17 protein-coding genes and 13 pseudogenes are annotated in these 21,769 nt (G+C 74.7%); 14 read left to right on the top strand and 16 right to left on the bottom strand.

The features are described from left to right. Nucleotides 1-2: 2 nt before the first annotated feature. The 3 pseudogenes from FF86_RS40410 to FF86_RS04630 all read left to right on the top strand — a co-directional run. Nucleotides 3-126: pseudogene (locus tag FF86_RS40410) on the top strand (cbb3-type cytochrome c oxidase subunit I); the annotation flags it as partial. A 1-nt stretch (nt 127) separates the two neighbouring features. Further along, a pseudogene (locus FF86_RS40405) lies at nt 128-179 on the top strand (hypothetical protein); the annotation flags it as partial. 1 nt (nt 180) lies between these two features. Continuing rightward, nucleotides 181-593: pseudogene (locus FF86_RS04630) on the top strand (cytochrome ubiquinol oxidase subunit I); the annotation flags it as partial. A 19-nt stretch (nt 594-612) separates the two neighbouring features. Here the strand turns inward: FF86_RS04630 and FF86_RS04625 are convergent. From FF86_RS04625 to FF86_RS40395, 4 genes and pseudogenes are all read right to left on the bottom strand, one after another. Next, nucleotides 613-1,506, bottom strand: a complete 894-nt coding sequence (locus FF86_RS04625) for a diacylglycerol kinase family protein (RefSeq protein WP_044883475.1) — start codon at nt 1,504-1,506, stop codon at nt 613-615. A 30-nt stretch (nt 1,507-1,536) separates the two neighbouring features. Beyond that, nucleotides 1,537-2,127, bottom strand: coding sequence for a DUF6758 family protein (locus FF86_RS40400; RefSeq protein ID WP_396229772.1), 591 nt, complete (start codon nt 2,125-2,127; stop codon nt 1,537-1,539). A 296-nt stretch (nt 2,128-2,423) separates the two neighbouring features. Then, a pseudogene (locus FF86_RS04615) lies at nt 2,424-3,384 on the bottom strand (aminotransferase class III-fold pyridoxal phosphate-dependent enzyme); the annotation flags it as partial. A gap of 1 nt (nt 3,385) precedes the next feature. Continuing rightward, a partial coding sequence (locus FF86_RS40395) for an aminotransferase class III-fold pyridoxal phosphate-dependent enzyme (RefSeq protein WP_242418171.1) occupies nt 3,386-3,800 on the bottom strand: 415 nt, incomplete at its 3' end. Nucleotides 3,801-4,004: 204 nt separating this feature from the next. Here FF86_RS40395 and FF86_RS40390 point away from each other — a divergent pair. The 5 genes and pseudogenes from FF86_RS40390 to FF86_RS40375 form a co-directional block, all read left to right on the top strand. Continuing rightward, nucleotides 4,005-4,483: pseudogene (locus FF86_RS40390) on the top strand (aldehyde dehydrogenase family protein); the annotation flags it as partial. A gap of 1 nt (nt 4,484) precedes the next feature. Then, the coding region (locus FF86_RS04610; RefSeq protein ID WP_242418170.1) for an aldehyde dehydrogenase family protein at nt 4,485-5,447 on the top strand (963 nt) is incomplete at its 5' end. Between the two features lie 88 nt (nt 5,448-5,535). After that, nucleotides 5,536-5,838: pseudogene (locus FF86_RS40385) on the top strand (PHP domain-containing protein); the annotation flags it as partial. Nucleotide 5,839: 1 nt separating this feature from the next. After that, nucleotides 5,840-6,107, top strand: a pseudogene (locus FF86_RS40380) (phosphatase); the annotation flags it as partial. 1 nt (nt 6,108) lies between these two features. Continuing rightward, nucleotides 6,109-6,402, top strand: a pseudogene (locus FF86_RS40375) (phosphatase); the annotation flags it as partial. An 82-nt stretch (nt 6,403-6,484) separates the two neighbouring features. On the opposite strand, the gene FF86_RS04600 reads toward FF86_RS40375, so the two are convergent. Then, nucleotides 6,485-7,006: a MarR family winged helix-turn-helix transcriptional regulator gene (locus tag FF86_RS04600; protein WP_044883471.1), complete on the bottom strand. Its 522-nt coding sequence runs from the start codon at nt 7,004-7,006 to the stop codon at nt 6,485-6,487. A 338-nt stretch (nt 7,007-7,344) separates the two neighbouring features. On the opposite strand from FF86_RS04600, the pseudogene FF86_RS40370 reads away from it, so the two are divergent. Together FF86_RS40370 and FF86_RS40365 are read left to right on the top strand one after the other, a co-directional pair. Further along, nucleotides 7,345-7,912 (top strand): annotated as a pseudogene (locus FF86_RS40370) (P-loop NTPase); the annotation flags it as partial. 1 nt (nt 7,913) lies between these two features. Continuing rightward, nucleotides 7,914-8,487: P-loop NTPase (locus tag FF86_RS40365; RefSeq protein WP_242418169.1), on the top strand; the 574-nt coding region annotated here is incomplete at its 5' end. Between the two features lie 302 nt (nt 8,488-8,789). Here FF86_RS40365 and FF86_RS40360 read toward each other — a convergent pair. From FF86_RS40360 to FF86_RS61860, 8 genes and pseudogenes are all read right to left on the bottom strand, one after another. Continuing rightward, entirely contained in the window at nt 8,790-9,011 is a 222-nt protein-coding gene (locus FF86_RS40360) for a nucleotidyltransferase family protein (RefSeq protein ID WP_255355706.1), read from the bottom strand. Between the two features lie 40 nt (nt 9,012-9,051). Beyond that, nucleotides 9,052-9,426, bottom strand: a pseudogene (locus FF86_RS04590) (Sec-independent protein translocase TatB); the annotation flags it as partial. A gap of 1 nt (nt 9,427) precedes the next feature. Continuing rightward, nucleotides 9,428-9,508, bottom strand: a pseudogene (locus FF86_RS40355) (Sec-independent protein translocase TatB); the annotation flags it as partial. A 4-nt stretch (nt 9,509-9,512) separates the two neighbouring features. After that, nucleotides 9,513-9,597: twin-arginine translocase TatA/TatE family subunit (locus FF86_RS40350; RefSeq protein WP_242418185.1), on the bottom strand; the 85-nt coding region annotated here is incomplete at its 3' end. Nucleotides 9,598-9,663: 66 nt separating this feature from the next. Beyond that, nucleotides 9,664-12,162, bottom strand: a complete 2,499-nt coding sequence (locus tag FF86_RS40345; RefSeq protein ID WP_242418168.1) for a trypsin-like peptidase domain-containing protein — start codon at nt 12,160-12,162, stop codon at nt 9,664-9,666. A 1,191-nt stretch (nt 12,163-13,353) separates the two neighbouring features. Further along, entirely contained in the window at nt 13,354-13,560 is a 207-nt protein-coding gene (locus FF86_RS40340; RefSeq protein ID WP_236706095.1) for a hypothetical protein, read from the bottom strand. A gap of 527 nt (nt 13,561-14,087) precedes the next feature. Next, nucleotides 14,088-14,821, bottom strand: a pseudogene (gene sigE / locus FF86_RS04570) (RNA polymerase sigma factor SigE); the annotation flags it as partial. Nucleotide 14,822: 1 nt separating this feature from the next. Continuing rightward, nucleotides 14,823-14,972 (bottom strand): annotated as a pseudogene (locus FF86_RS61860) (RNA polymerase sigma factor SigE); the annotation flags it as partial. A 90-nt stretch (nt 14,973-15,062) separates the two neighbouring features. Here FF86_RS61860 and FF86_RS04565 point away from each other — a divergent pair. The 3 genes from FF86_RS04565 (at nt 15,063) to FF86_RS04555 (ending at nt 17,973) form a co-directional block, all read left to right on the top strand. Next, nucleotides 15,063-15,725: an O-methyltransferase gene (locus FF86_RS04565; RefSeq protein WP_044883466.1), complete on the top strand. Its 663-nt coding sequence runs from the start codon at nt 15,063-15,065 to the stop codon at nt 15,723-15,725. Nucleotides 15,726-15,903: 178 nt separating this feature from the next. Then, on the top strand, nt 15,904-17,493 hold the full coding sequence (locus FF86_RS40330; protein WP_242418167.1) for a hypothetical protein: 1,590 nt from the start codon (nt 15,904-15,906) through the stop codon (nt 17,491-17,493). A gap of 111 nt (nt 17,494-17,604) precedes the next feature. Then, nucleotides 17,605-17,973, top strand: a complete 369-nt coding sequence (locus tag FF86_RS04555) for a hypothetical protein (RefSeq protein WP_044883465.1) — start codon at nt 17,605-17,607, stop codon at nt 17,971-17,973. Between the two features lie 49 nt (nt 17,974-18,022). On the opposite strand, the gene FF86_RS04550 is transcribed toward FF86_RS04555, so the two are convergent. From FF86_RS04550 to FF86_RS04545, 3 genes are all read right to left on the bottom strand, one after another. After that, nucleotides 18,023-19,828, bottom strand: a complete 1,806-nt coding sequence (locus FF86_RS04550; protein ID WP_242418166.1) for a M17 family metallopeptidase — start codon at nt 19,826-19,828, stop codon at nt 18,023-18,025. A 91-nt stretch (nt 19,829-19,919) separates the two neighbouring features. After that, a complete protein-coding gene (locus tag FF86_RS31530; RefSeq protein WP_011438211.1) occupies nt 19,920-20,087 on the bottom strand; it encodes a DUF3117 domain-containing protein in 168 nt (55 codons plus the stop codon). 220 nt (nt 20,088-20,307) lie between these two features. Continuing rightward, nucleotides 20,308-20,670, bottom strand: coding sequence for a DivIVA domain-containing protein (locus tag FF86_RS04545; protein WP_044883463.1), 363 nt, complete (start codon nt 20,668-20,670; stop codon nt 20,308-20,310). Between the two features lie 275 nt (nt 20,671-20,945). On the opposite strand from FF86_RS04545, the gene folP reads away from it, so the two are divergent. Then, the gene (folP, locus tag FF86_RS04540) at nt 20,946-21,758 is read left to right on the top strand and encodes a dihydropteroate synthase (protein WP_055408361.1); all 813 of its coding nucleotides are present in this window, start codon (nt 20,946-20,948) and stop codon (nt 21,756-21,758) included. The last annotated feature ends 11 nt before the right edge of the window (nt 21,759-21,769 follow it).

The following is a 21,769-nucleotide window of genomic DNA, read 5'->3' as shown; positions in this document are numbered from 1 at the left end:
TGCTGGCCAGCCCGCCGATCGACTTCCACGTCAGCGACAGCTACTTCGTCGTCGCCCACTTCCACTACGTCGTGTTCGGCACCGTCGTCTTCGCCGCGTTCGGCGGCACCTACTTCTGGTTCCCGANGATCACCGGCCGGATGATGAACGACCGGCTGGGCAAGGTCCATTTCTGGACCNTGTTCTTCGGCTTCCACACCACGTTCCTGGTGCAGCACTGGCTCGGCGTGCGCGGCATGCCGCGGCGCTACGCCGACTACGGTCCGACCGACGGTTTCACCACCCTGAACACGGTCTCGAGCGCCGGCGCGTTCCTGCTCGCCGCGTCCACGCTGCCGCTCATCTACAACCTGTGGCACTCCTACCGGCACGGCGCCCTCGCCACCGTCGACGACCCGTGGGGGTACGGCAACTCGCTGGAATGGGCGACGTCCTGCCCGCCGCCGCGGCACAACTTCCGGTCACTGCCACGGATCCGCTCCGAGCGGCCCGCCTTCGACCTGCACTACCCGCAGATCAGCGGTCTCGTCGACTACCACGCGACGCCGGAGCTCGCCGCCGCGCACACCCAACCCGCCCAGCGCGAACAGTAGGCGGCAGTCGTTCGGCGACTCAGGGACCGGCCGGGACGAGCAGGCGCAGTGCACCCGGCCGGACCAGGATCTCCGCGGGCAGGTCGGCCAGCGGATCCCCGTCGGCGTACACGGCGAACGGCCGGTCGGCGCTGATGTGCACCCGCCGCCCCCGCAGCACCTGCACGTGGCGGGTGTGGACGTGCCGGCCGGTGAACACCCGCGGGAACAGTGCCAGGAAGGTCAGCCGGGACGTCCGCGAGATCAGCAGGATCTCCAGCAGCCCGTCGGCGACGTCGGCGTCGGGGGCGAAGCGCATCCCGCCGCCGTAGTACGCCGCGTTGGCCGCGGCGACCGTCCAGCCGTGCAGCGCGCGGGGCGGCCCGCCGTCGACCGTCACCGTGAACCGCACCGGCCGCCAGGCCGCCACCGCCCGCAGCGCCGCGTAGGTGTAGACGTGCCGCCCGCGCAGCAGACGGGTCTGATTGGCGATGACCTGCACGTCGGAGTCGAAACCGACGCTGGCGATCCCCAGGTACGGCCGGCCGCCGACCTCGGGCAGGTCCACCCGCCGCTCCCGAAACCCGGCGAGCTCGGCGGCGACGCGGCGGGGGTCGGCGGACAGGCCCAGCCCGCGGGCGAAGTCGTTGCCGCGGCCGCCGGGCAGCACGGCGAGCAGCCCGCCCGCCCGCGCCACCGCCCCGGCCACCGCCCCGGCCAGGCCGTCCCCGCCGAGCGCCACCACCACCCGGCCCTGCGCGGTCGCCTCGGCGGCGAGCCGGCCGGCGTGGGCGAGATCGCGGGTGGGGACGACCCGCACGTCGGCGGCCCACCGGTCGAGCTCGGCGCGGACGCCGTCGAGCAGGCGCAGCGCCCGCCCACGCCCCGCGCTCGGATTGACGATCACGGTGAGCAGCCGCCGATCGACCTCCATCCGATCAGCGTACGGCCGCGGGAACCTCGCTCACCGCACCGAGGACGGCGCGACGGGGAGATGCTCGCTGACGGCGCCGAAGAAGGACCGTTCGCCGATCTCGGGGGCATCACGCACGTCGCGCAGCACCAGGTGCTCCAGCAGGATCAGCGCCGCGTCCGCCGGCCAGAGCACCAGCCACAGCCACACTCCGCGGGCCTCCCCGACGAAGGCGGCCCGGTCGGGTGGGACGGCCAGCGGCCACATGGCGGTGGGATGCCCGGCGGCCTCGACCTTGGCCTCGGGCGCGCCCGGCAGCGTCTGCGGGTCGAGGCCGGTGATGCCCGCGAGCCGGGCACCGAGGCCCACCCCGGGCGCCTCGGCGACGAGGATCATCTCCGCCGGGCCACCCAGCGGGCAGGGGCCGGCGAGGGCGAGCGCGCTGGCCCGTGGCCCGGTGCGCTCGTCACCGGCCCAGCCGACTCCGCTGATGTACCAGTGCACCGGCATGGGCTCGGGCAGCCACACGGGCACGGTCGAGGTCGTGGCCAGGGCGTGCAACGCCTGCTCGCGGGAGGAGACGGCCGTCCGGTACGGGCTCACCTCCCCGTGCTCGTCGCAGCGGTACTGGCTGCTCCACAGGTCGGGCGGGCGGAGCNGGCCGAGACAACGAGGGCAGGCGGCAGCAATGGTCACCGGGCGCCTCCTGGCGTAGGTGGACGGAGCCGCCGGATCTCGGCGGTTCCGATATCGCTGTTCCCGCCCTTCACCACAAGCAACCGTCCCACCAGCACAGATGTGCCGATCCGCCGGGCATGACGGGCCCGTGACCGGCCCGCGAGCGGCCCGTGACCGGCCGGCGATCGGCCGGCGATCGGCCCATGAGCGGACGGTGAGCGGCCTGGGCGCGGAGCGTGGGCAGGCCTGCCGACCCGGCCTCAGCGGCCCGCGGCGACCTCGGCGAACGCCTCGTCGAGGACGTCGAGACCGGCGAGCAGCAGCGCGGTGTCGATGACCAGCGGCGGCAGCAGCCGCAGCACGTTGCCCCACGTGCCGGCGGTGAGCACGATCAGGCCGCGGCGGTGGCAGGCCGCCGCGACGGCGGCGGTCAGCTCCTTGTCCGGGCTCGTGTCGCCACCGCCGCGGACGAGTTCCAGGGCGAGCATCGCGCCCCGCCCGCGGACGTCCCCGACCACGTCGTGCCGCGCCGCCAGGGCGCGCAGCCGGGGCAGCGCCAGCTCGCCGATGCGCCGCGCGCGCCCGGCGAGGTCCGCGGACTCGATGAACCCGATCGCCGCGAGCGCCGCCGCGCACGCCGCCGGGTTGCCGCCATACGTACCGCCGAGCCCGCCGACCTGCGGGGCGTCCATGATTTCGGCCCGTCCGGTGACCGCCGCCAGCGGCATCCCGCCGGCGATGCCCTTCGCGGTGGTGATGAGGTCCGGCACGACGCCCTCGTCCTCGCAGGCGAACAGCGTGCCGGTCCGGGCGAAGCCGGTCTGGATCTCATCGGCGACGAACAGGATGCCGGCGTCCGCGCAGAACTCGGCGAGGCGGGGCAGGAAGCCGCGGCCAGGAACGATGAACCCGCCCTCCCCCTGGATCGGCTCGATGACCATCGCGGCCACCTCGCCCGCACCGATCTCGTCCCGGACGAGTTCGATCACCCGCGCCGCCGCCTGCTCGCCGCAGTGCTCGCGACCGGTCGGCCAGCGGTAGGGGTAGGCCAGCGGCACCCGGTAGACCTCGGGCGCGAAGGGCCCGAAACCGGCCTTGTAGGGCATCGATTTCGCCGTCATCGCCAACGTCAGGTTCGTCCGCCCGTGGTAGGCATGCTCGAAGACGACGATCGCGTCGCGCCCGGTCGCCGAACGGGCGATCTTGACGGCGTTCTCGACGNCCTCCGCCCCCGAGTTGAACAACGCCGTGCGCTTGTCGTGGTCGCCGGGGGTCAGCCGGTTCAGGGCCTCGCAGACCGCGACGTACCCCTCATACGGCGTGATCATGAAGCAGGTGTGGGTGAACCGGCCGACCTGTTCGCGCACCGCGGCGACCACGTCGTCCGCGGCGTTGCCGACGCTGACCACGGCGATCCCCGAACCGAAGTCGATCAGCGAGTTGCCGTCGACGTCGACGACGACCCCGCCGCCGGCCGCGTGCACGTACACGGGCAGGGTCTCGCCCACCCCCCGGGCCACCGCGCCGGCCCGGCGGGCGGCCAGCGCGCGCGAGCGGGGTCCGGGGATCTCGGTGACGAGGCGGCGGACCTGGGGCAGCCCCGGGCCGCCGTGGGCCGGCACGTTCGGAGGGTTCATCTCTTCGGCTCCCGCCTGCTCGTCCAGCCGCTGTCCACCTGGGCATCGTCCCCCGACCACGGACTCGGGACCGGCCTGTCCGCCCAGCTCAGCGCCGCNGGGCGACGGCGCGCGCCGATGCGCCGGCCGGGCGCGTTGGAGCCGCTGGGACGCCGGCGATGCGCCTAGGATGACGGTTGATGGCGACGACAGGGGCGGATCGCGATGGCTGACGTCACCTCGTTCTGGTTGGCGGGCAACCGCGCCGAGGGGGCCGCGACGATCGATGTCCGCCACCCCTTCGACGACGGCCTCGTGGCCACCGTGGCGCAGCCCGACGCCGACCAGGTCGAGCGCGCCGTCTCCGCCGCCGCCGAGGTGGCCCCGCGGTTCTCGGCGCTGCCGGCGCACGTGCGGGCCTCGGCCCTGGCGCACGTGTCCAGGGAGATAGCCCGGCGCGGCGACGAGCTCGCCCGGCTCATCACCGCAGAGAGCGGCAAGCCGTTGACCTGGGCTCGGGCCGAGGTGGCCCGGGCAAGCTCGACGTTTCGCTGGGGCGCGGAGGAGGCCCGCCGCTTCACCGGCGAGCTGACCCGGCTGGACACGGACCCGACCGGGGAGGGGCGCCTGGCGCTGAGCCGGCGCTTCCCGCGCGGGCCCGTGCTGGGGATCACCCCGTTCAACTTCCCGCTGAACCTGGTGGCNCACAAGGTCGCGCCGGCGCTGGCGGTCGGCGCCCCGATCATCGTCAAGCCCGCTCCCCGCACGCCGCTGTCCGCGCTGTTCCTCGGCGATCTGCTCGCCGAGACCGACCTGCCCGAGGGGTCCTGGTCGGTCCTGCCCGTCCCGAACAGCGAGGTCACCGGGCTCGTCGCGGACCCGCGCCTGCCGGTGGTCTCCTTCACCGGCTCCGGCCCGGTCGGCTGGTCGATCCGCGACGCGGTGCCTCGCAAACACGTCGTGCTCGAACTCGGCGGCAACGGCGCCGTGCTGGTGGCGGCCGACTACGCGGCGCCGGGCGACCTCGCCCGCGCGGCCGGGCGCATCGCCCTGTTCGCCAACTACCAGGCCGGCCAGTCCTGCATCGCCGTGCAGCGGGTCTACGCCGACCGGTCCGTCTACGACGAGCTGCTGCGCGAGATCACCACCGCGGTGCGGGCGCTGCGCGGCGGCGACCCGACCGACCCGGCCACCGACGTCGGCCCGCTCATCGACACCGCCGCGGCGCGCCGTGTCGAGGAGTGGATCGCCGAGGCCGTCGCCGCCGGCGGCACGCTCGTCTGCGGCGGCACGCGCACCGGCGCGAGCATCGCCCCGACCGTGCTCACCGACGTCCCCGCCGACGCCCGGGTGGTGCGCGAGGAGGTCTTCGGGCCGGTGGTCGTCGTGTCCGCGGTGGACGGTCTGGACGAGGGCCTCGCCCGCGTCAACGACAGCGAGTTCGGCCTGCAGACCGGCGTGTTCACCCACGACCTGACCACCGCGTTCCGCGCCCACCGCGAGCTCGCCGTCGGCGGGGTCGTCATCGGCGACGTCCCCTCCTACCGCGCCGACCAGATGCCCTACGGCGGTACGAAGGGCTCCGGCATCGGCCGGGAGGGCGTCCGCGCGGCCATGACCGACCTCACCGAGGAGCGCGTCCTGGTCCTCACCGGCCTCGACCTGTAGTCACCCGAGCCGCCGGGCGGCCGTGACGCTCGGCCGGCCGGCCCTCGACGCGGTGCGGCGGGCGGGGGNGAGCTGACAGCATGGACAGGTGACCATCGACCTGCACACCCACTCCACCGCGTCGGACGGACTGGTCGCACCGGAGGACCTCGTCCGGCTCGCCGCCGAGACGGGTCTGACGGTCATCGCGCTGACCGACCACGACACCACCGCGGGCCTCGGGCGCGCCGCCGCGGCGCTGCCCGGCGGCCTCACCCTGGTGCCGGGCGCGGAGATCTCCTGTTCCGTCGAGGTGCCCGGCGGGTCGATCTCCCTGCACGTGCTGGCCTACCTGTTCGACGCGGCCGAGCCCGCCTTCGCCGCGGTCCGCGCCCAGATCCGTGAGCACCGGNCCGTCCGCGCCCGCCGGATGGCCGACCGGCTGGCCGCCGACGGGCACCCGATCCACTGGGAACGGGTGGCGCAGCTCGCCGCCGGGACGGTGGGCCGCCCACACATCGCCGCGGCGATGGTCGAGGCCGGGCTGGTGCCGACGGTGGCGGCGGCCTTCACCCGGGACTGGATCGGCGCCGGCGGGCCGTACTGGGTCGGCAAGGAGCAGCCGGACGTCTGGCGGACCCTGCGGCTGATCCGCGACGCGGGCGGAGTCAGCGTGTTCGCNCACCCGTTCGCCAGCCGGCGCGGGGTGACGGTCGGCCCCGACGTGATCGAGCAGATGGCCCGGGCGGGACTCGGCGGGGTCGAGGTCGACCATCCCGACCATGACGCCGACGAACGGAGCCGGCTGCGCGGACTCGCCGCCGACCTCGGCCTGATCGTGACGGGATCAAGCGACTTCCACGGCAGCAGCAAGCCGCAGGGCCTCGCCGCCGAGACGACCAGCCGCGAGTCCTACGAGCGTCTGGTCGCCGCCGCCACCGGCGCCGCACCCCTCCACGGCCCCTCCCCGACCTGACCACCGCGCGGAACCCGACCGGAACCGGGCGCCCGCCTCCCGCACCCGCCACCTGCCACCCGCCGGGATGACACGGCCAGGCTCACACGCCCTTGCCGCACCCTCCGGCGCCGGCGTCCCGGTCGCACCCCGGGCTGAGCCGCCCGAGCAGCTCGGCGAGCTGGTCCTGCTCCGCCCGGCTGAAGTGGGACAGCACGTGCCGGCTCACCCCCTTCAGGTGGGTGCCGGAGGCGGCCCGAAGCCGGTCGAGACCCTGCGTCGTCAGGGTGGCGAGCGTGCCGCGAGCGTCGGACGGACAGCTCCGCCGGGCGACCAGCCCCTCGCGCTCCAGCCGGTCGACCAGCCGGGTCAGCCCGCTGCGGGACAGCAGCACCGCCTGCGCCAGCTCGCTCATCCGCAGCTCGTGGTTCGGCGCCTCGGCGAGCTGGACGAGCACGTCGTAGGAGGCCAACGGCAGATGGTGGATGGCTTCCAGCTCGGCCTCGAGCACCCTGGTGACGTGCGCGTGCGCCTGCAGCAGCCCCCGCCAGGCCCGCATGCCGCGCTCGTCGACCCAGTCCGCGTCGGTCTCGGAGCTGGCGCCGATCACCTCTTCGACTGCCATCGCGTCCTCCCGCTGCCGCCTCGATCAGCCTATGCCGTAACGTGCCCGCACCGGCTCTCCCGCGGCGGCACCGGCCGGGGCCGGGGGCGCCGCCGCGCGTCCCAACATCCAGGTCACGGCGATCGGCCCGGTTTCGAGTCAGATACCCGACAGGTCCCGAGAACCGGCGGCCCACACCGATCGACAACCGCCGGTACCGACGGATTCATCCGGGTCCTGGCACCCGTGGCTCACACCTGGCCGGCGGGCCAACGCCGACGAGCTTTCCGCGGGCTATCGTGGAGCCAACGGCGGCTCCGAGGGCCGCATCTGATGCCAATCAGTGACTGAGGTTTCCCTTGTCCCCATCCCGGCCTTCCTCCGACGCGATCCAGTCGGCTCTGGCGACGGTGCACGATCCCGAGATCGGCCGCCCCATCACGGAGCTGGACATGGTCTCGTCGGTCCACGTGCTCGACGACGGCTCGGTTGACATCACGGTGCTGCTCACCGTGTCCGGCTGCCCGATGCGCGATGAGATCATCAACCGTGTCAGCCGAGCCGTCAGCGCGGTCGAGGGGGTGCGCGAGGTCCGCGTCGACCTGCAGGTCATGACGGACGAGCAGCGCACCGCCCTGCACACGAAGCTGCGCGGCGGCATCGCCCCCAAGGTGATCCCGTTCGCTCAACCGGGCTCCATGACCAGGGTGTATGGCGTCGCCAGTGGCAAGGGCGGCGTCGGCAAGTCCTCGATCACTGTGAACCTGGCCGCGGCGATGGCCCGATCGGGCCTCTCCGTAGGCGTGCTCGACGCCGACATCTACGGCCACTCCGTGCCCCGGATGCTCGGCATCGACCGCCCGCCCACACAGGTCGAGAAGATGATTATGCCCCCCCAGGCGCACGGCGTCCGGGTCATCTCGACCGNCATGTTCACCCGCGGGAACCAGCCGGTGACCTGGCGCGGGCCGATGCTGCACCGCGCCCTTGAGCAGTTCCTTTCCGACGTCTTCTGGGGTGACCTCGACGTCCTCCTGCTGGACCTGCCGCCCGGCACCGGGGACATCGCCATCTCCCTGGCCCAGCTCGTGCCCTCCTCCGAGCTGTTGGTGGTCACCACCCCGCAGCTCGCCGCCACCGAGGTCGCGGAGCGCGCGGGCACCATCGCCGTGCAGACCCGGCAGAACGTCGTCGGCGTGGTCGAGAACATGGCCTGGCTGCCCTGCCCGCACTGCGGGGAGCGCGTCGACGTCTTCGGCTCCGGCGGCGGCGCCGCCGTGGCCGAGCGCCTGACCCGCGTCCTCGGCCACGACGTCCCCCTGCTGGCGCAGGTCCCGGTGGACGTCCGCCTGCGCGAGGGCGGCGACAACGGCGTCCCCCTCGTCGTCGCCGAGCCGGACAGCGAGGCCAGCAAGGCCCTGCGCGCCGTGGCCGACCGCCTCACCTACCGCTCCCGCGGCCTCGCCGGCCGCAGCCTCAACCTGACCCCCGCCGGTCGCTGAGGCGCAACCCCGCAGCACGGCAACCCCGCAGCACAACAACCCCGCAGCACGGCCCACGCCCGCGGGCGCCCGGTCCCCGGTGACACTCACCGACCCCCGGCCGCCCGCGGGCGTCCTGCTTCCTGCACTCCCCTGCTGGTGGGATCGAGCCCCCGTCCTCCCGCCCGCAGGAAGTTACGGTGAAGTTCCACAGGAACGCGTCGCGGCGCTGCCGGTCCGCCTCCAGACCGTCGGTGGTGATCCCCTCGGTGAGCTTCTGCGCCTGGTCGGCCGCTTCGATCATCTCAGCGAGCAGGAGGACGTCACGCCGCGTACATGGGCCGTGCTTCCGCTAGGACGGACGAGCGTAGCGACGGGTGGAGCCCGCCGACGGAGATCAGATCGACGGGCCGTCCGAACAGGCCTGCGGGGTCATCCGCGAGCTGCTCGATGTCCCAGCCCAGGCGCCGGCCAGGCTGAAGGGTGTACAGGATGTCGATGTCGCTGTCGGCGGTCGCGGTACCGCGCGTCTGAGAGCCGAACAGGGTGAACCGCCCGGCTCTGGATCCGGCGGATCGGGTCAGCTCAGGTGGCGTCGGGGTCGAAGGGGGCAGCGGCGTCGAAGGGGGCGGCGGCGTCGGGCTGGGCGATGGGCTGAGGCGGGACGGCGCGGGAGGCGGTCGCCTTCTTCGGGGGCGACGACTTCGACAGCAGCGCGGGCGTCGACGGGGCCGGCGGCGCGGGGGTGTCCGCGGCGGGGCGGCCGGCCTCGCGGGAGGCGTCCTTCGGCAGGGAGGACTTCGTCAGCGACGGGGTCGCGGGCGTGTCGTCGCCGAGGAGCAGCGCGTCCAGCGCGGTCCGCTTCGTCAGGTACGGCGGCAGCGGGGGCTCGTCCTCGAACAGGTGCTTGCGGACGAAGGTCTTCGGATGCAGATCCCGAATGTCGAGATCGGCGAATTCNGGGCCGAGCTCGGACCGCAGATCATTGCGCATGCCGTTGGCCATCTGCCGGAGCTGGCGGAGCATGCGCCCCGCGTCCCGGNCCNCCTTGGGCAGCCTGTCCGGGCCGAAGACGAACAGGCCGATCAGCAGCAGGACGACGACTTCACCCCACCCGACACCGTTGAACACCGGCTGAGCGTACCTCTCCCCATGTTGCCGCGCGGAACTCCTGGGCAACGAAAGGATGTCCAATACTCAGTTCTGTTGTTCCTGGAGTGTCATTTGGGTGGTTGCGGTGACGCCACCGCGCACGTAGGTGACGGTGACCTTGTCGCCCACCCGATGCAGCCGGGCCGCCACGAGCAGATCGTTCGTCCCGCGAATCGTGTTCGCGTCGATCCGGGTGATGACGTCGCCGACCCGCAGTCCGGCCCGGGCCACAGGGCCGTCGGGAACGAGGCTCACCAGCCGGGCGCCGGGCACCCCGCCGATGGCCGTCGCCTCGCCCGTGGTGACGGTGGCGGCCGAGGCGCCGACGTAGGGATGGGTGGCTCGACCGGTCGCGATGAGCTCCTGGGCGACGGAGCGCGCGAAGTCCACCGGGATGGCGAAGCCCACGCCGATGCTGCCGCTCTGGGTCTGCTCCTCGTGGCCGGGGACCGCCGCGATCGCCGCGTTGATCCCGACGACCTGCCCGAGCGCGTCGAGCAGGGGACCGCCGGAGTTCCCCGGGTTGATCGCCGCGTCGATCTGGATCGCGCCGATGAGGACCGTGGGAGCGCTGCCGTTCTCGGCCGGCACGGTCGGATTGCGATCCAGGGCGCTGACGACGCCGGTCGTCACCGTCCCGGACAGGCCCAGCGGCGCCCCGATGGCGACGACCGGCGCCCCGACCACGAGGGAGCCGGACTGGCCCAGCGTGGCGGCGGGCAGCGGCGTCGGGGCGGGAATGCGCAGCACGGCGAGGTCGGTCTGCGGGTCTCGCCCGACGAGCTGGGCCTGGATCTGGCCGAACTCCTGGTAGCGGCGCACCGAGATCGGGCTGCCGCTGGCGACCGCGGACGCGATGACATGGTTGTTCGTGAGGATGAAGCCATCGGAGCTGATGATCACTCCGGAGCCGGTGCCGCCGCTGCCGTCGTCGCCCACCCCGCCGACGTCGACCGTCACCACGGTGGGCAGCGCGGCCGCGGCGATCGCCGCGACCGTGCGCCGGTCGGTGACGGGAGCCGGGCTGCCGACGGAGAGCGTCTTCACCGGTTGGACGCTGGTGTCGCCCGTGGTGATGGCGACGGCCAAGCCGCTGATCGCACCGCCCAGCAGCCCCGCGACCAGCACACACGCCAGCAGTACCCGTCGGCCGAGGACGACGGGGGCACCCCCCAGCCCCGCGCCGCCGCCCGGCGCCGACCGTTGCGCCGACGACGCGGGGTACGCGGAGCCGGCGTCGCGATCGTCATCGCCGTCACCGCCGGCGCGCGGAGCCGGCGTCGCCTCCCCGCCGGGACCGGCGATCCCGACGCGCCGAGCGGGCCGCGCGGGCCGCAGGGCCGTCACCGATCCGGCTCCCCGGCGGGACTCCCGCGCCGGCGCGACGCTCACCCCCGATCCGGCGCGTCCGTTCGGAGCCGGCCTGGCGTCGGTGGCCCGGCCAGCACCCTGCCCGCGGGCGCCGGTTGCCGCCGACCCGCCGCGGTTTCCCGCGACCGACTGCGACCCCGCAACCGACTGCGACCCCGCGACAGCAGCGAAGATCCCTGCGGCCTGCGCGGCGGGCTGCCGGCTACCGGCAGTCGCCGGTGTCGACACCGCCGGCCGCTCCACCCTGCTCGCGGCCGCCGAGGCGCCGCTGGGCTCGCCGCGAAGGCCGGCGGCATCGTCGTGGGCGACTCCACCGCGTTGGGCTACGGCGCGTTCGGCACCGGCGCGTTCGGCACCGGCACGCTCGGCACCCGCACGCTCGGCACCCGCACGCTCGGCACCCGCACGCTCGGCACCCGCACGCTCGGCACCCGCACGCAGGCTCCAGGTCCGGCCGCCGGCCCGGGTGGCGCGGTCCGCACCGTCCGCACCATCCGCCGTGGCCGCTGTGGCCGCCGTGGAGCCAGGGCCGCCGGTGCTGCGGCCGGAGTGCCGCCCGTGCCGGGCACCGGTCGACGGGCGCTGCCCACCCTCACCGGGCGGCGGCACCGGCGGCCGGCGGGACGCGGGACGCGCTGCCGGAGCCGGAGCCGGCCGGTCCTGGCGGGCCGTTTCCGGCCCTGCGGACTCGGAACGCGGACCCACTGCGCCCTTGGTGTGCATCTCGTCGAGCACCTCGAGCCCGTCCGTCGCGCCGGTAGCGCTCGCCCGCAGCCCGGCGTCGTCCCGCGTGGGCAGCACGCCGTCGGGCGACGGCAGTTCGGGGCCGTCACCCGACGTGACGCCATTGGACGTCCCGGCCGCACGGGCGCGCTCGACTCGCCGTTGCGGCTCACGATCCCCCGCCGGCCCCGCTCGACCCGCCGGCCCCGCTCGACCCGCCGGCCCCGCTCGACCCGCCGGCGCAGCCCCCGGCGTCGGTGCGGTCCCCGGCGTCGGCATGCTGCCCGGCGTCGGCGTGCTGCCCTGGGCCGGCATGCTGCCCGGCGTCGGCGTGCTGCCCTGGGCCGGCATGCTGCCCGGCGTCGGCGTGCTGCCCTGGGTCGGCAGAGTGACCTGGGCCGATGCAGTCGCCGCCGGCGGCGCGGACCGCCGGGCTCCCGAGATCGGCATCGCGCGCACGGGCGGCTCCGGGACGGCGTGGGTGGACGGTCTGGAACCTGTCTGGGAACCCCGTCCGGTGGCCTGGGTTCGCGGGAGGGCGGCGCCGGCGCGAAACCCGGACCGTCCCGCCACGAGAGCACCCGCCGCGGGTTCGGAAGACGCCGCCGGCCTGCCGGTCAGGGCGGTGAGGTCGGGCCGGACGCCCCCGGGCGGAGGCACCTCGGCGGGAGGAGCTGCAGAGGGAGGAGCTGCAGGCGATGGCACCGCGGGCGGAGACCCCGCGGAGCGGCTGGTCGGGTCTCCCGCGGCCGACGCAGCGCCGGGCCGCGGGTCGGTGGAGGGGGGCCAGGCGGCCGGAACCGCTCCGTTGAAGCTCCGGGGCGGCGGGCTGGCGGGCATCGCCGCCGAGGTCGACGGGATGGTCGTCTCGTCACGGGCGCCGGGGCTCTCCGGCCGCCGGTCCATGCCCCGCTCGACCGGAGCCGAACCACCGGCCCGGACGACGGTCCCAGCGGCACCGGCAGCAGCAGCACCGGCAGAAACAGCGGCACCCGCGGGACCGCCAGAGGTGGCCGGAGCCGCGGAACTGGCCGGAGCGGCGGAACTGGCCAGAGCGGCAGGAGCAGCCGGATCGGCGGGGCTGGCGGCATCGGCATCACCGGCGACGGGCCGGCCGGCGGGCTGAGGCTCCCCGGTCGGTTCGGTCCCACCGCACCCGGGCATGGCGGACGGATCGATGACCACGGATGACCGTTCGAGGCGCCGCGGCCTGATCGGCGTGTCCACCGGCTCCATGCCGGCGATCGCCGCCTTGTCGTCGTTGCCGTCCACCACGACCTCCCGACTCGCTCGTCGCGCGACACGGCGGAACACCGGCAACCGGTTCCGTCCTGGGAGGCCCCGCGCAACGACTCCGAGCGGGTAACACGGTAAAGCCTCACATCAGAGCAGAGGAGACCTCTCCTGCTGAACAGTCGAAAAAAGACTTTTCAGGTATCGATCAGCAGCATCCTCCCGCCACCCTGACGGGGGTGAAATCGCCGACGGTCTCCGCTGCTGCGCGGGATGACCGCCACGTGCGGGCACCCCCGGAAGGGAACACGGGGGCAGCACGGACGCGACCGACGCAGGCTCGGCGGGTGAGCACATGTTTCCGCGACGTTCAGTACTCGTCAACCGCGGACGTCCGGGAACGCTACGTCAACGGCGCAACGAAACCTTCATCGGCGTGAACATGGGGATCAGGCGCAGAGAGCCACCGGCCGGGGAGCCTGGGACGACCACGGAGGAAACGGTCGGCACGGCGATGGGACCGGCCGGACGGGCGTTGCCCCGACCGTCCGAGACGGCGGCGCCGGTGACGGCGAGCATCAGCAGCGCGGCGGAACCGAGCAGGGTCCGACGCATGCTCGAGCGGCCCTGGCCGGGCCGCGGGGGTGGCGACGGCCGCAGAGGAAGCCGATCACGCGATCCACCCGGTCGAGCCCCTTGCCGGCGCCCGGTGCCCCGCCGCGCGGCCCGGGGACCAGGCCTCGTCCTGCCGGGCGGCTCGGTGGATCCGCGGCGCGATCTGCGCCGGGACGCCACTCGATCGGACGCCACCCGATCGGTCGGCTGGGCCGCGGACCGNCCGTGGCCGGTGGCATCGGGTCGGCTGGGCGTGCGCCTGGAGGGCGACAAGGGCGAGGGGCGGGGATCTGCCATGGTGCGCTTCGGCCACGGCTCGCTCGCGCCGATGCGCAGCAGCCGGGCGGCGACGTCGTCCGGCAGTCCCGGATCGCCCAGCGCGACCAACCGGGCCTTCACCTGGCGGAGCGCCACCACCTCACGCTGGCAGTCCGCACAGCCGGCGAGATGCGCGAGCGCGCGGTCCCGCGCGTCGTGATCAAGCTGATGATCGATGAGGGGCGAGACCCGGTCGCCAAGATGCTCGGTCACGCGGGCCGCTCCGCAGGAGCACCACCCTTGCTTCCGGCGGGAACAACTCCACGCCGCCGCCCGCCCCTGCCACGCCCGTCGTCGCGGCTTCGTCGCGAGCCGGGCGAGGCAGCAGGTTGATCATACTCGGCGTCGGCGGCACCGGGCGCATCGGCCCGGCCGGCCGGGGCCGCGGGACTGGCGTAGACGTCGTCGGCGTCCTCGGCGGCGACCAGCATGGCGCCGTCGGCGGTGCGGGGCGCCCGGTCCGCCAGCGCCGCCCGCAACATCGCCCGTCCGCGCGAGATCCGGCTGCGGACCGTGCCGAGCTTCACGCCGAGCGTCTGGGCGATCTCCTCGTAGGAGAGCTGTTCGATATCGCACAGCACCACAGCGGCCCGAAAGTCGGGCGGCAGCGCCGCGAGCGCCGCCTCGACGTCGGCATCGAGATGAGCCTCGGCGTAGACCGCCTCAGGGCTCGCCTCGCGCCCGGCCAGCCGCTCGGTGTCCTCGGGCAGCGCGTCGAACCGGATCTTCTGTTGCCGGCGCATGCGATCGAGGAAAAGGTTGGTCGTGATCCGGTGCAGCCAGCCCTCGAAGGTGCCGGGCGTGTAGTCCGCCAGGGACCGGAACACGCGCACGAAAACGTCCTGCGTGAGGTCCTCGGCGTCGTGGGCGTTGCCGGTGAGACGGTAGGCGAGCCGATAGACCCGGTTGCCGTGCTCGCGGACCACGTCCTCCCAGGACGGCGNCACCCAACCGGAAACATCTGAGGTGGCGGCGGCGCCGGCGGCGTCGGAACCCGCCCCGGAGTCCTGTGCAGCCACGGCCGCCTCTCGGTCGGTTCGCGTCGAACGTACCCGACGAGCCGGCCAGGGAGCGGCGAATCCCGCTGCGGACACCGATGTTTCTCCCCTCGTTCCTCGACACGATGCGCGTTGACCAGATGAACGCGCCTCTGTGCTCTCCCGTTCCCGTAGGCTGCGGATGTCATGCCGGACACCGACATCGGCGAGCTTGACTCCGCCGCCGCCTACGCCGAGGGCTTCCTGTTGGAAGACCCGATCCTTCGTGCTGCCCGCGCCCGCGCCGAGGAGGTCGGGATCGTCCCGGTCAGCCCGGGCGCCGGTGCGGTCCTGCGATTCCTCGCCGCCGCCGTGAGCGCCCGCGCGGTCGTCGAGATCGGCACCGGTACCGGGGTCTCCGGTACCTGGTTGCTGCGCGGGATGCGGCCCGATGGAACCCTAACCACCATCGACGTCGAGGCCGAGCATCTCCGGCTGGCGCGCCGCACCTACGCCGACGCCGGGATGGCGCCGGGCCGCAGCCGGCTCATCACGGGCCGCGCCCTCGACGTCCTCCCACGCCTCACCGACGGCGCCTACGACCTGGTGTTCTGCGACGCCGACCGCCGAGAGGGCACCGAGTACCTCACGCAGGCGCTGCGGCTGCTCCGCCCGGGCGGAGTGGTCGTGTTCGCGGGCGTGCTGGCCGAGGGCCAGGCGGCCGATCCCGGTGCCCGCGGCCCGGACGCGGTTGCCGTCCGCGAGCTCGCCACCGCCGTGCGCGATGACATGCGGCTCACCCAGATGCTCCTCACCACCGGCGGCGGCCTGCTGGTTGCAGTGGTCGCCAAGTCCTCACCCGTCGGCTAGGACCTGCGGGGGCGGCCCGGGGTAGCCCGTAAGGGTCAGCGTCAGGCCGGTCGACCGGTCCTGGCAGCAGCCCGCCCGGACGCNGCGCCCAGGCCCGGTGCCGTAACTGGACGGAACCCGCCCGCAACCGCGGCGCGCCGGGGGTCTGGCCCGCTCGGCGCGTAAGGTGCCCTCAAGCGTGACATTTCGACGCCTTGGGGAGTGGATGGCACCGGCGGCCCGGGAGTACCGGCGCTACGACGACTTCGGCGGGTACGAGGGCGACGGTCGCGATATCCACGCCGACCGTGGTGCCCACGCCACTCGCACCGATCGGGCCCGTTCGGGTGCCTACCCGGACATCGGTGCCCGCGGGGAGCGCCGAGACTACGACGGACGCGGCGGCTACCAGGACCACGGCGGCTACGACGACGGCGGGACCTACGACGACGGCGGTGGCTACGACAACGGTGGGGGCTACGACGACGGTGGGGGCTACGAGGACCCCCGGGCCTCCTTTGACGACCGCCGCCGCCACGACGACCGCGGAAACTTCGGCAACCGCGATGGCCATGCCGACCGCACCCCCTACCCCCGCGATCCCTACAACGGGCGCGATCCCCATGCCGGCCACGGAGACCGCGACGGCCGCGGAGACCATGGCCGCGGCCGGCACGACGGTCCCGATGAGTACGCCGGCCGCGGGGGCTACGGCGATCGAGGCACCCAGCTCGATCGAGGCACCCGGAACGGTCGCGCCGCCCAGGGTGGTCGCGACAGCCAGGCCGATCGCGGCATCCAGGGCGATCTCGGCATCCAGGGCGATCGCGGCATCCAGGGCGATCGCGGCATCCAGGGCGATCGCGGTAGCCGCCCCATCCACGATGAGCGCACCGACCCCGGCATCCACACGAACCGCCGTGAGGGCGCCGACCGCGTCGACCGCGGGGCCTACAGCGGCCGCGAGGGCACCATCGGCCGCGAGGGCACCATCGGCCGCGGGAGCAGCGTCGGGCGCGGGGGCCATGACGGCGGCGGGGCTGGTCTCGCCGGCGGCGCGAGCTACCGCTCGCGCGCAGGGGCCGATCCTCGCGGCGGGGCCGACGAGCGGGAGGCCGGGCCGCCTGGCGCCGCCGCGCGGGACGGCCTGCTGCGCTACGTCGTGTTCGTACTGGTCGTGGCCGTCCTGGCCGGCGCCGCCGGGTACGCGCTGAACCGGATGGTGGGACCGGCGCACCAGGCGCGCACGGCGCCGGCCGCGGGTCCGGGTCCGGGTTCGGGTCCGGCGAGCCCATCCGTGGCAAGCCCGGGGGCGGCCGGCACTCCGGGACTCCCCACCGGCACGGCCGACCCGACCGGCCCAGTCCAGGGCGGTGCCGGCGGCCTCCTGACGAACCTCACCGCCGAGCAGGTCGCGATCAGCCTGGCCAAGGCCGGCCTGCCGTTGCACACGACCGTCGTCTACACCGCCGCCACCGACCCCGACCGGCTCCTGGGCACGGCGGGCGGCTACTCCAGCCGGATCGCGTTCAGCGACTCCCGGGTGGGCTCGAACGAGGTGGCGGGGGCGCCGGCGGGGGCGATCGAGCGTGGCGGCGCCGTCGAGGCGTTCCACGACGCGGCGGCCGCTCAGCGGCGGGCCACCCGGCTCCTCACCGTAACCAAGGACAATCCGCTGGTCACGGAGTACGTCTACGTGCGGGGCGGCGTGGTCCTCCGCGTCTCCCTGGTGCTGACCGACGGGCAGGCGAAGGGCTACGAGACGGCGCTGCAGCGGCTGGCTTCCTGAGCGAGCGACCACCCGGGCCGGGCTGGCGGTGCTGGCCAGGACCGGGCGGGGCCGGCCGCCGACCGGCGTCCGGCCGTTTACGCGGGTCCGTCCCGCGAGGAAGGATGATCCATGAACATCCGGGAGTTCTATGGCGAGGAGCCGCGGCGGCAGGCCTCCGCCGAGGTCCCCTTCGGGGACGGGTGGACCGACCACCATGACATCCACAGCACCTACCGGCTGAGCTGGGTCGAGGACACCCGGGAGATCTACTCGGTCCGCGAGCCGCACCCCGGCGGGATCCTCGCCCGTTACCTCGACCAGCTCCGCGTCGACCAGGCGGACATCGACGAGCTGCGGGTCGAGATCCTCGCGGTGGCGGACCGCGAGGCGATCGAGGCGGCGCTGGCGGGCTGGCCCGCGGTGATGGAGGAGCACGACAGCCTGCGCTGGGCCCGCCGCCAGCTCATCAGCCTGAGCTCGGCCGGGGCGACCCCCTGACCGGCGCCCGCCCCCGGACCGGCGCCCGCTGCCGGGCACCGGTCGGTCGCTAGCCGACCTGGGTTGACGCCTCCGCCGGCGCCGGCGTGATCACGTCCGCCGGCGAGGTGGCGTCCGCGGCCAGCCAACGCAACAGGGTACGGACCCCCCAGCCCGTGCCGCCGCGGCTGATCTCGCCGTCGTCGGAGTCGGACCGCGCCGTGCCGGCGATGTCCAGATGGGCCCACGGCAGCTTCCCGGCGAACTCGCGCAGGAACAGCGCGGCGGTGATCGACCCGCCGCCGACGTCCAGCGCCCGGCCGATGTTGGCCAGGTCCGCGACCGGCGAGTCGATCGCCGGCCGGTAGTCCTCGGTGAGCGGCAGCCGCCACACCCGCTCCCCGGCGGACTCGGCCGCGGTGGTCAGCTCCGCGGCGAGATCGTCGTCGGAGCTGAACAGGCCCGCGGTGCGCCGGCCGAGCGCGACGGCGATCGCCCCGGTGAGGGTGGCCAGGTCGACGACGACGTCGGCGCCGAGCTCGCCCGCCGCGTAGGCGAGGCCGTCGGCGAGGACCAGGCGCCCCTCGGCGTCGGTGTTGAGCACCTCGACCGTCGTGCCACCCCAGCAGGTGATGACGTCGCCGGGGCGCATGGCATTGCCGCCGATCATGTTCTCCGCGATGCAGAGCAGGCCGGTCACCCGACCGGGCACGCCGAGCGCCGGCAGCGCGGTCATCGTCCCCAGCACCGCGGCCGCGCCGGACATGTCGGTCTTCATCCCGATCATCGACACGGCCGGCTTGAGCGAGAGGCCGCCCGAGTCGAACGTGATGCCCTTGCCGACGAGAACCCGATGGCGGGCGGCACCAGCCCCGTCGTACTCGATCCGGACCAGCCGCGGCGGGCGCGGCGAACCCCGGCCCACGGCCCGCAGCCCGCCGAAGCCCTGCTCGGCCAGTTCTCGCGGGCCGAGCACCGTCGCGGTGAGGCCGGCCGCGGTCGCGATGCGCACGGCCCGGTCGGCGAGCCATTCCGGCGACTTCACCAGGCTCGGCGTGTTCACCAGATCGCGGGCGATGTACACCCCGAGGGCCACGGCACGGGCCGCCCGCAGCGCGGCGAGCGCCGCGGGATCGGCCGCGAGGTCGGTGACGACGACCACCTCGCGCAGCGGCCCGCCGGCGGCCTCGGCGGCGGGCGCTGACGCCCCGCCGCCCGCGTCCACGGCGGGGCCGGCGGCGTCGATGGCGGGGCCGGCGGCGTCGACGCTGTCGAGCCCGGCATCGTCCACCGTGATCTCGTTGACGTTCAGCGCGTCACGACCGGGCGCCTCGGCGCCGGCCCCGGCGGCGGGCCGGGTCCGGGCGTCCGGGCCACCGCCCGCCGGACGGCCGGGCTGACCGGCCCGCTCCAACAGTCCGGAGACGCGGTAGGAGCCGAGGGCGACTCCCTCGGCGAACGCCCGCAGTTCGACCGGCGCGGGCTGCGCGATCACCGCGAGCCGCGCCGCCGCGCCGGCCCGGCGCGCCACGGCGGCGCCGGCGGCCCGCCAGTCCCCCGGCTGGCCGGCGCCGACTCCCACCACGAGCAGCCTGGTGATCGAGCGCTCCGCGCCGGTGAGCGGGACGACCAGCACGGAGCCGGCGTCACCGCGCAGGGACTCGGTCTCGACGAGCCGGTCGAGGTCCACCCCGAGATCGGCGGCCGCCCGCCGGGTGGCCGCCGCGAGGACCGGCCCGTCCTCCCCCGCCGCCAGCACGACGGCGACGACAGAGGCCGCCGCGTCGGTGGCGCTCCCGGACCGCAGAGTGATCTCCGGCGGCGACCCGATGAGAGCATCGAGCACCGGACTCGACGCGGATCCGTCCATGGTCATCTGACCCTCCCTCATCGCCGCCGCCCCCGGCCGTCGGGCCGGCCAGCCCCGCCCAACACGGGTCGGCCGCCCGGCCGGGACGCATCAACAGCTAGCTGACCGCGGTCTTGAGGGCGTCCCCCAGCGCACTCGCCTCGTCGGCGGTGAGTTCCACAACGAGCCGACCGCCCCCCTCCAGCGGGACACGCATCACGATGCCGCGCCCCTCCTTGGTCACCTCGAGCGGACCGTCACCCGTCCGCGGCTTCATGGCCGCCATCGGTGCACCTCTTCCTGCCGTCGGACCTGNGTCTGGCGACGATTATCCCGTAGACCGGACCGCAAACCGAAACACGTCTCCCCGCGGCATCACAACGGTCGGCGGCACCGACATCGGACGGTGGGTGTCCGGTGTCGACGGACGCGCTCACGGTCGGTCTCGCGTGACCCAGATCGACCGTCCGTCAACGGGATGCCGAGACGCGCGGGACGCGGGCCGGTCAGTCCTGCCGCTTGTCCAGCGGCACGACGGGGTGCTCCCGCACCGACGGCTCGGGGCCGATGCGCGCGAAGGTCGCCAGCCGGACGAGTTCGTCGTCGCGCCGGGCCAGCTCCTCGTCGCGCCAGGCCAGCTCCTCGGCCAGGCGCAGCAGGACGGCGTCGACCTCGGCCATCCGGTAGCCGCGCGGCGCCATCGCGAAGCGCAGTCGAGTGACGTCGCCGGCCGTCACCGTGCCGGCGGGCAGGCCGACGGAGGCACCGTCGGGCGGCGCGGGGGCCAGCCGGTCGAAGCGGCCGACGGCCAGCGCGGCCACGGCGAACACGACGGCGGCCACGATCACGATCTCGACGACGAGCACCACGGGTCGATCGTGCCATGCCCCGACCACCCTGGTCACCCCGCCCGATCTGGCAGTCTGGCCGGGTGGACGCCGACCCCGCCGAGACGACCGCCCCGACGCCCCACTCCCCGGCCGACTCCCCGGCCGACTCCCGGACCGCCGCGTCGCCCCTGGCCCCACGCCCGCCGCACGCCGACCGGACCGGCCAGGACGGCGCACCGGGGCCGGGCGGGCGGCCGCGGCAGGGGCCGCTGCGGCTGGGCCGGCGGGTGTTCGGACCGTCGGAGCTGGTGGTCATGGCCATCGTCAACCGCACGCCGGACTCGTTCTTCGACCGCGGCGCGACGTACGGACAGGCCGCGGCGCTCGACGCCGTCGACCGCGCCGTCGACGACGGGGCGGGGATCGTCGACATCGGCGGGGTCAAGGCGGCCCCCGGCGGCGAGGTGAGCCCGGCCGAGGAGCTTCGCCGGGTCGGCGGCTTCGTCGCCGCGGTCCGCGCGCGCCATCCCGACCTGGTGATCAGCGTCGACACCTGGCGGGCGGCGGTCGGCCGCGTGGTCGCCGGGGAGGGCGCCGACCTGCTCAACGATGCCTGGGGCGGGGTGGATCCGCAGCTCGCCGAGGTCGCCGCCGAGTTCGGCACCGGACTGGTGTGCACCCACGCCGGGCACCTGCCGCCCCGGACCCGGCCGCACCGGATGACCTACGACGACGTCGTCGCCGACATCGTCGCCACGACCGTGGGTCTCGCCGAACGCGCCGTGGCGCTGGGGGTACGCGCCGACGCGGTGCTCATCGACCCGGGCCACGACTTCGGCAAGAACAGCCGGCACTCGCTGGAGGCCACCCGGCGCCTGCCGGAGCTGGCGGCCACCGGGTGGCCGGTGCTGGTCGCCATGTCGAACAAGGACTTCGTCGGGGAGGCCCTGGACACCGGGGTCGACGAACGCCTGGAGGGAACCCTCGCCGCGACGGCGATCAGCGCCTGGCTCGGCGCCCGGGTCTTCCGCGCCCACCAGGTGGCCGCGACGCTGCGCACGCTGCGGATGACCGCGGCGATCCGCGGCGACGCCGACCTCGCCGTCGCCCGCCGCGGCGTCGCCTGACCCGCCCCCGC

The sequence above is a fragment of the Frankia sp. CpI1-P genome (assembly GCF_001421075.1).
Taxonomy (GTDB): domain Bacteria; phylum Actinomycetota; class Actinomycetes; order Frankiales; family Frankiaceae; genus Frankia; species Frankia torreyi.
This window is presented reverse-complemented; position numbering and strand designations above follow the sequence as displayed.

Bases quoted from the DNA above. Each gene is read 5' to 3' on its own strand.
- FF86_RS40340 (WP_236706095.1), bottom strand. From the start codon at position 13,560: ATGCGTCGGACCCTGCTCGGTTCCGCCGCGCTGCTGATGCTCGCCGTC.
- FF86_RS04600 (WP_044883471.1), bottom strand. From the start codon at position 7,006: ATGGCAGTCGAAGAGGTGATCGGCGCCAGCTCCGAGACCGACGCGGAC.
- FF86_RS04625 (WP_044883475.1), bottom strand. From the start codon at position 1,506: ATGGAGGTCGATCGGCGGCTGCTCACCGTGATCGTCAATCCGAGCGCG.
- FF86_RS31530 (WP_011438211.1), bottom strand. From the start codon at position 20,087: ATGGCGGCCATGAAGCCGCGGACGGGTGACGGTCCGCTCGAGGTGACC.
- folP (WP_055408361.1), top strand. From the start codon at position 20,946: ATGGCCATCGTCAACCGCACGCCGGACTCGTTCTTCGACCGCGGCGCG.
- FF86_RS40345 (WP_242418168.1), bottom strand. From the start codon at position 12,162: ATGCCGATCTCGGGAGCCCGGCGGTCCGCGCCGCCGGCGGCGACTGCA.
- FF86_RS04555 (WP_044883465.1), top strand. From the start codon at position 17,605: ATGAACATCCGGGAGTTCTATGGCGAGGAGCCGCGGCGGCAGGCCTCC.
- FF86_RS04550 (WP_242418166.1), bottom strand. From the start codon at position 19,828: ATGACCATGGACGGATCCGCGTCGAGTCCGGTGCTCGATGCTCTCATC.
- FF86_RS04565 (WP_044883466.1), top strand. From the start codon at position 15,063: ATGCCGGACACCGACATCGGCGAGCTTGACTCCGCCGCCGCCTACGCC.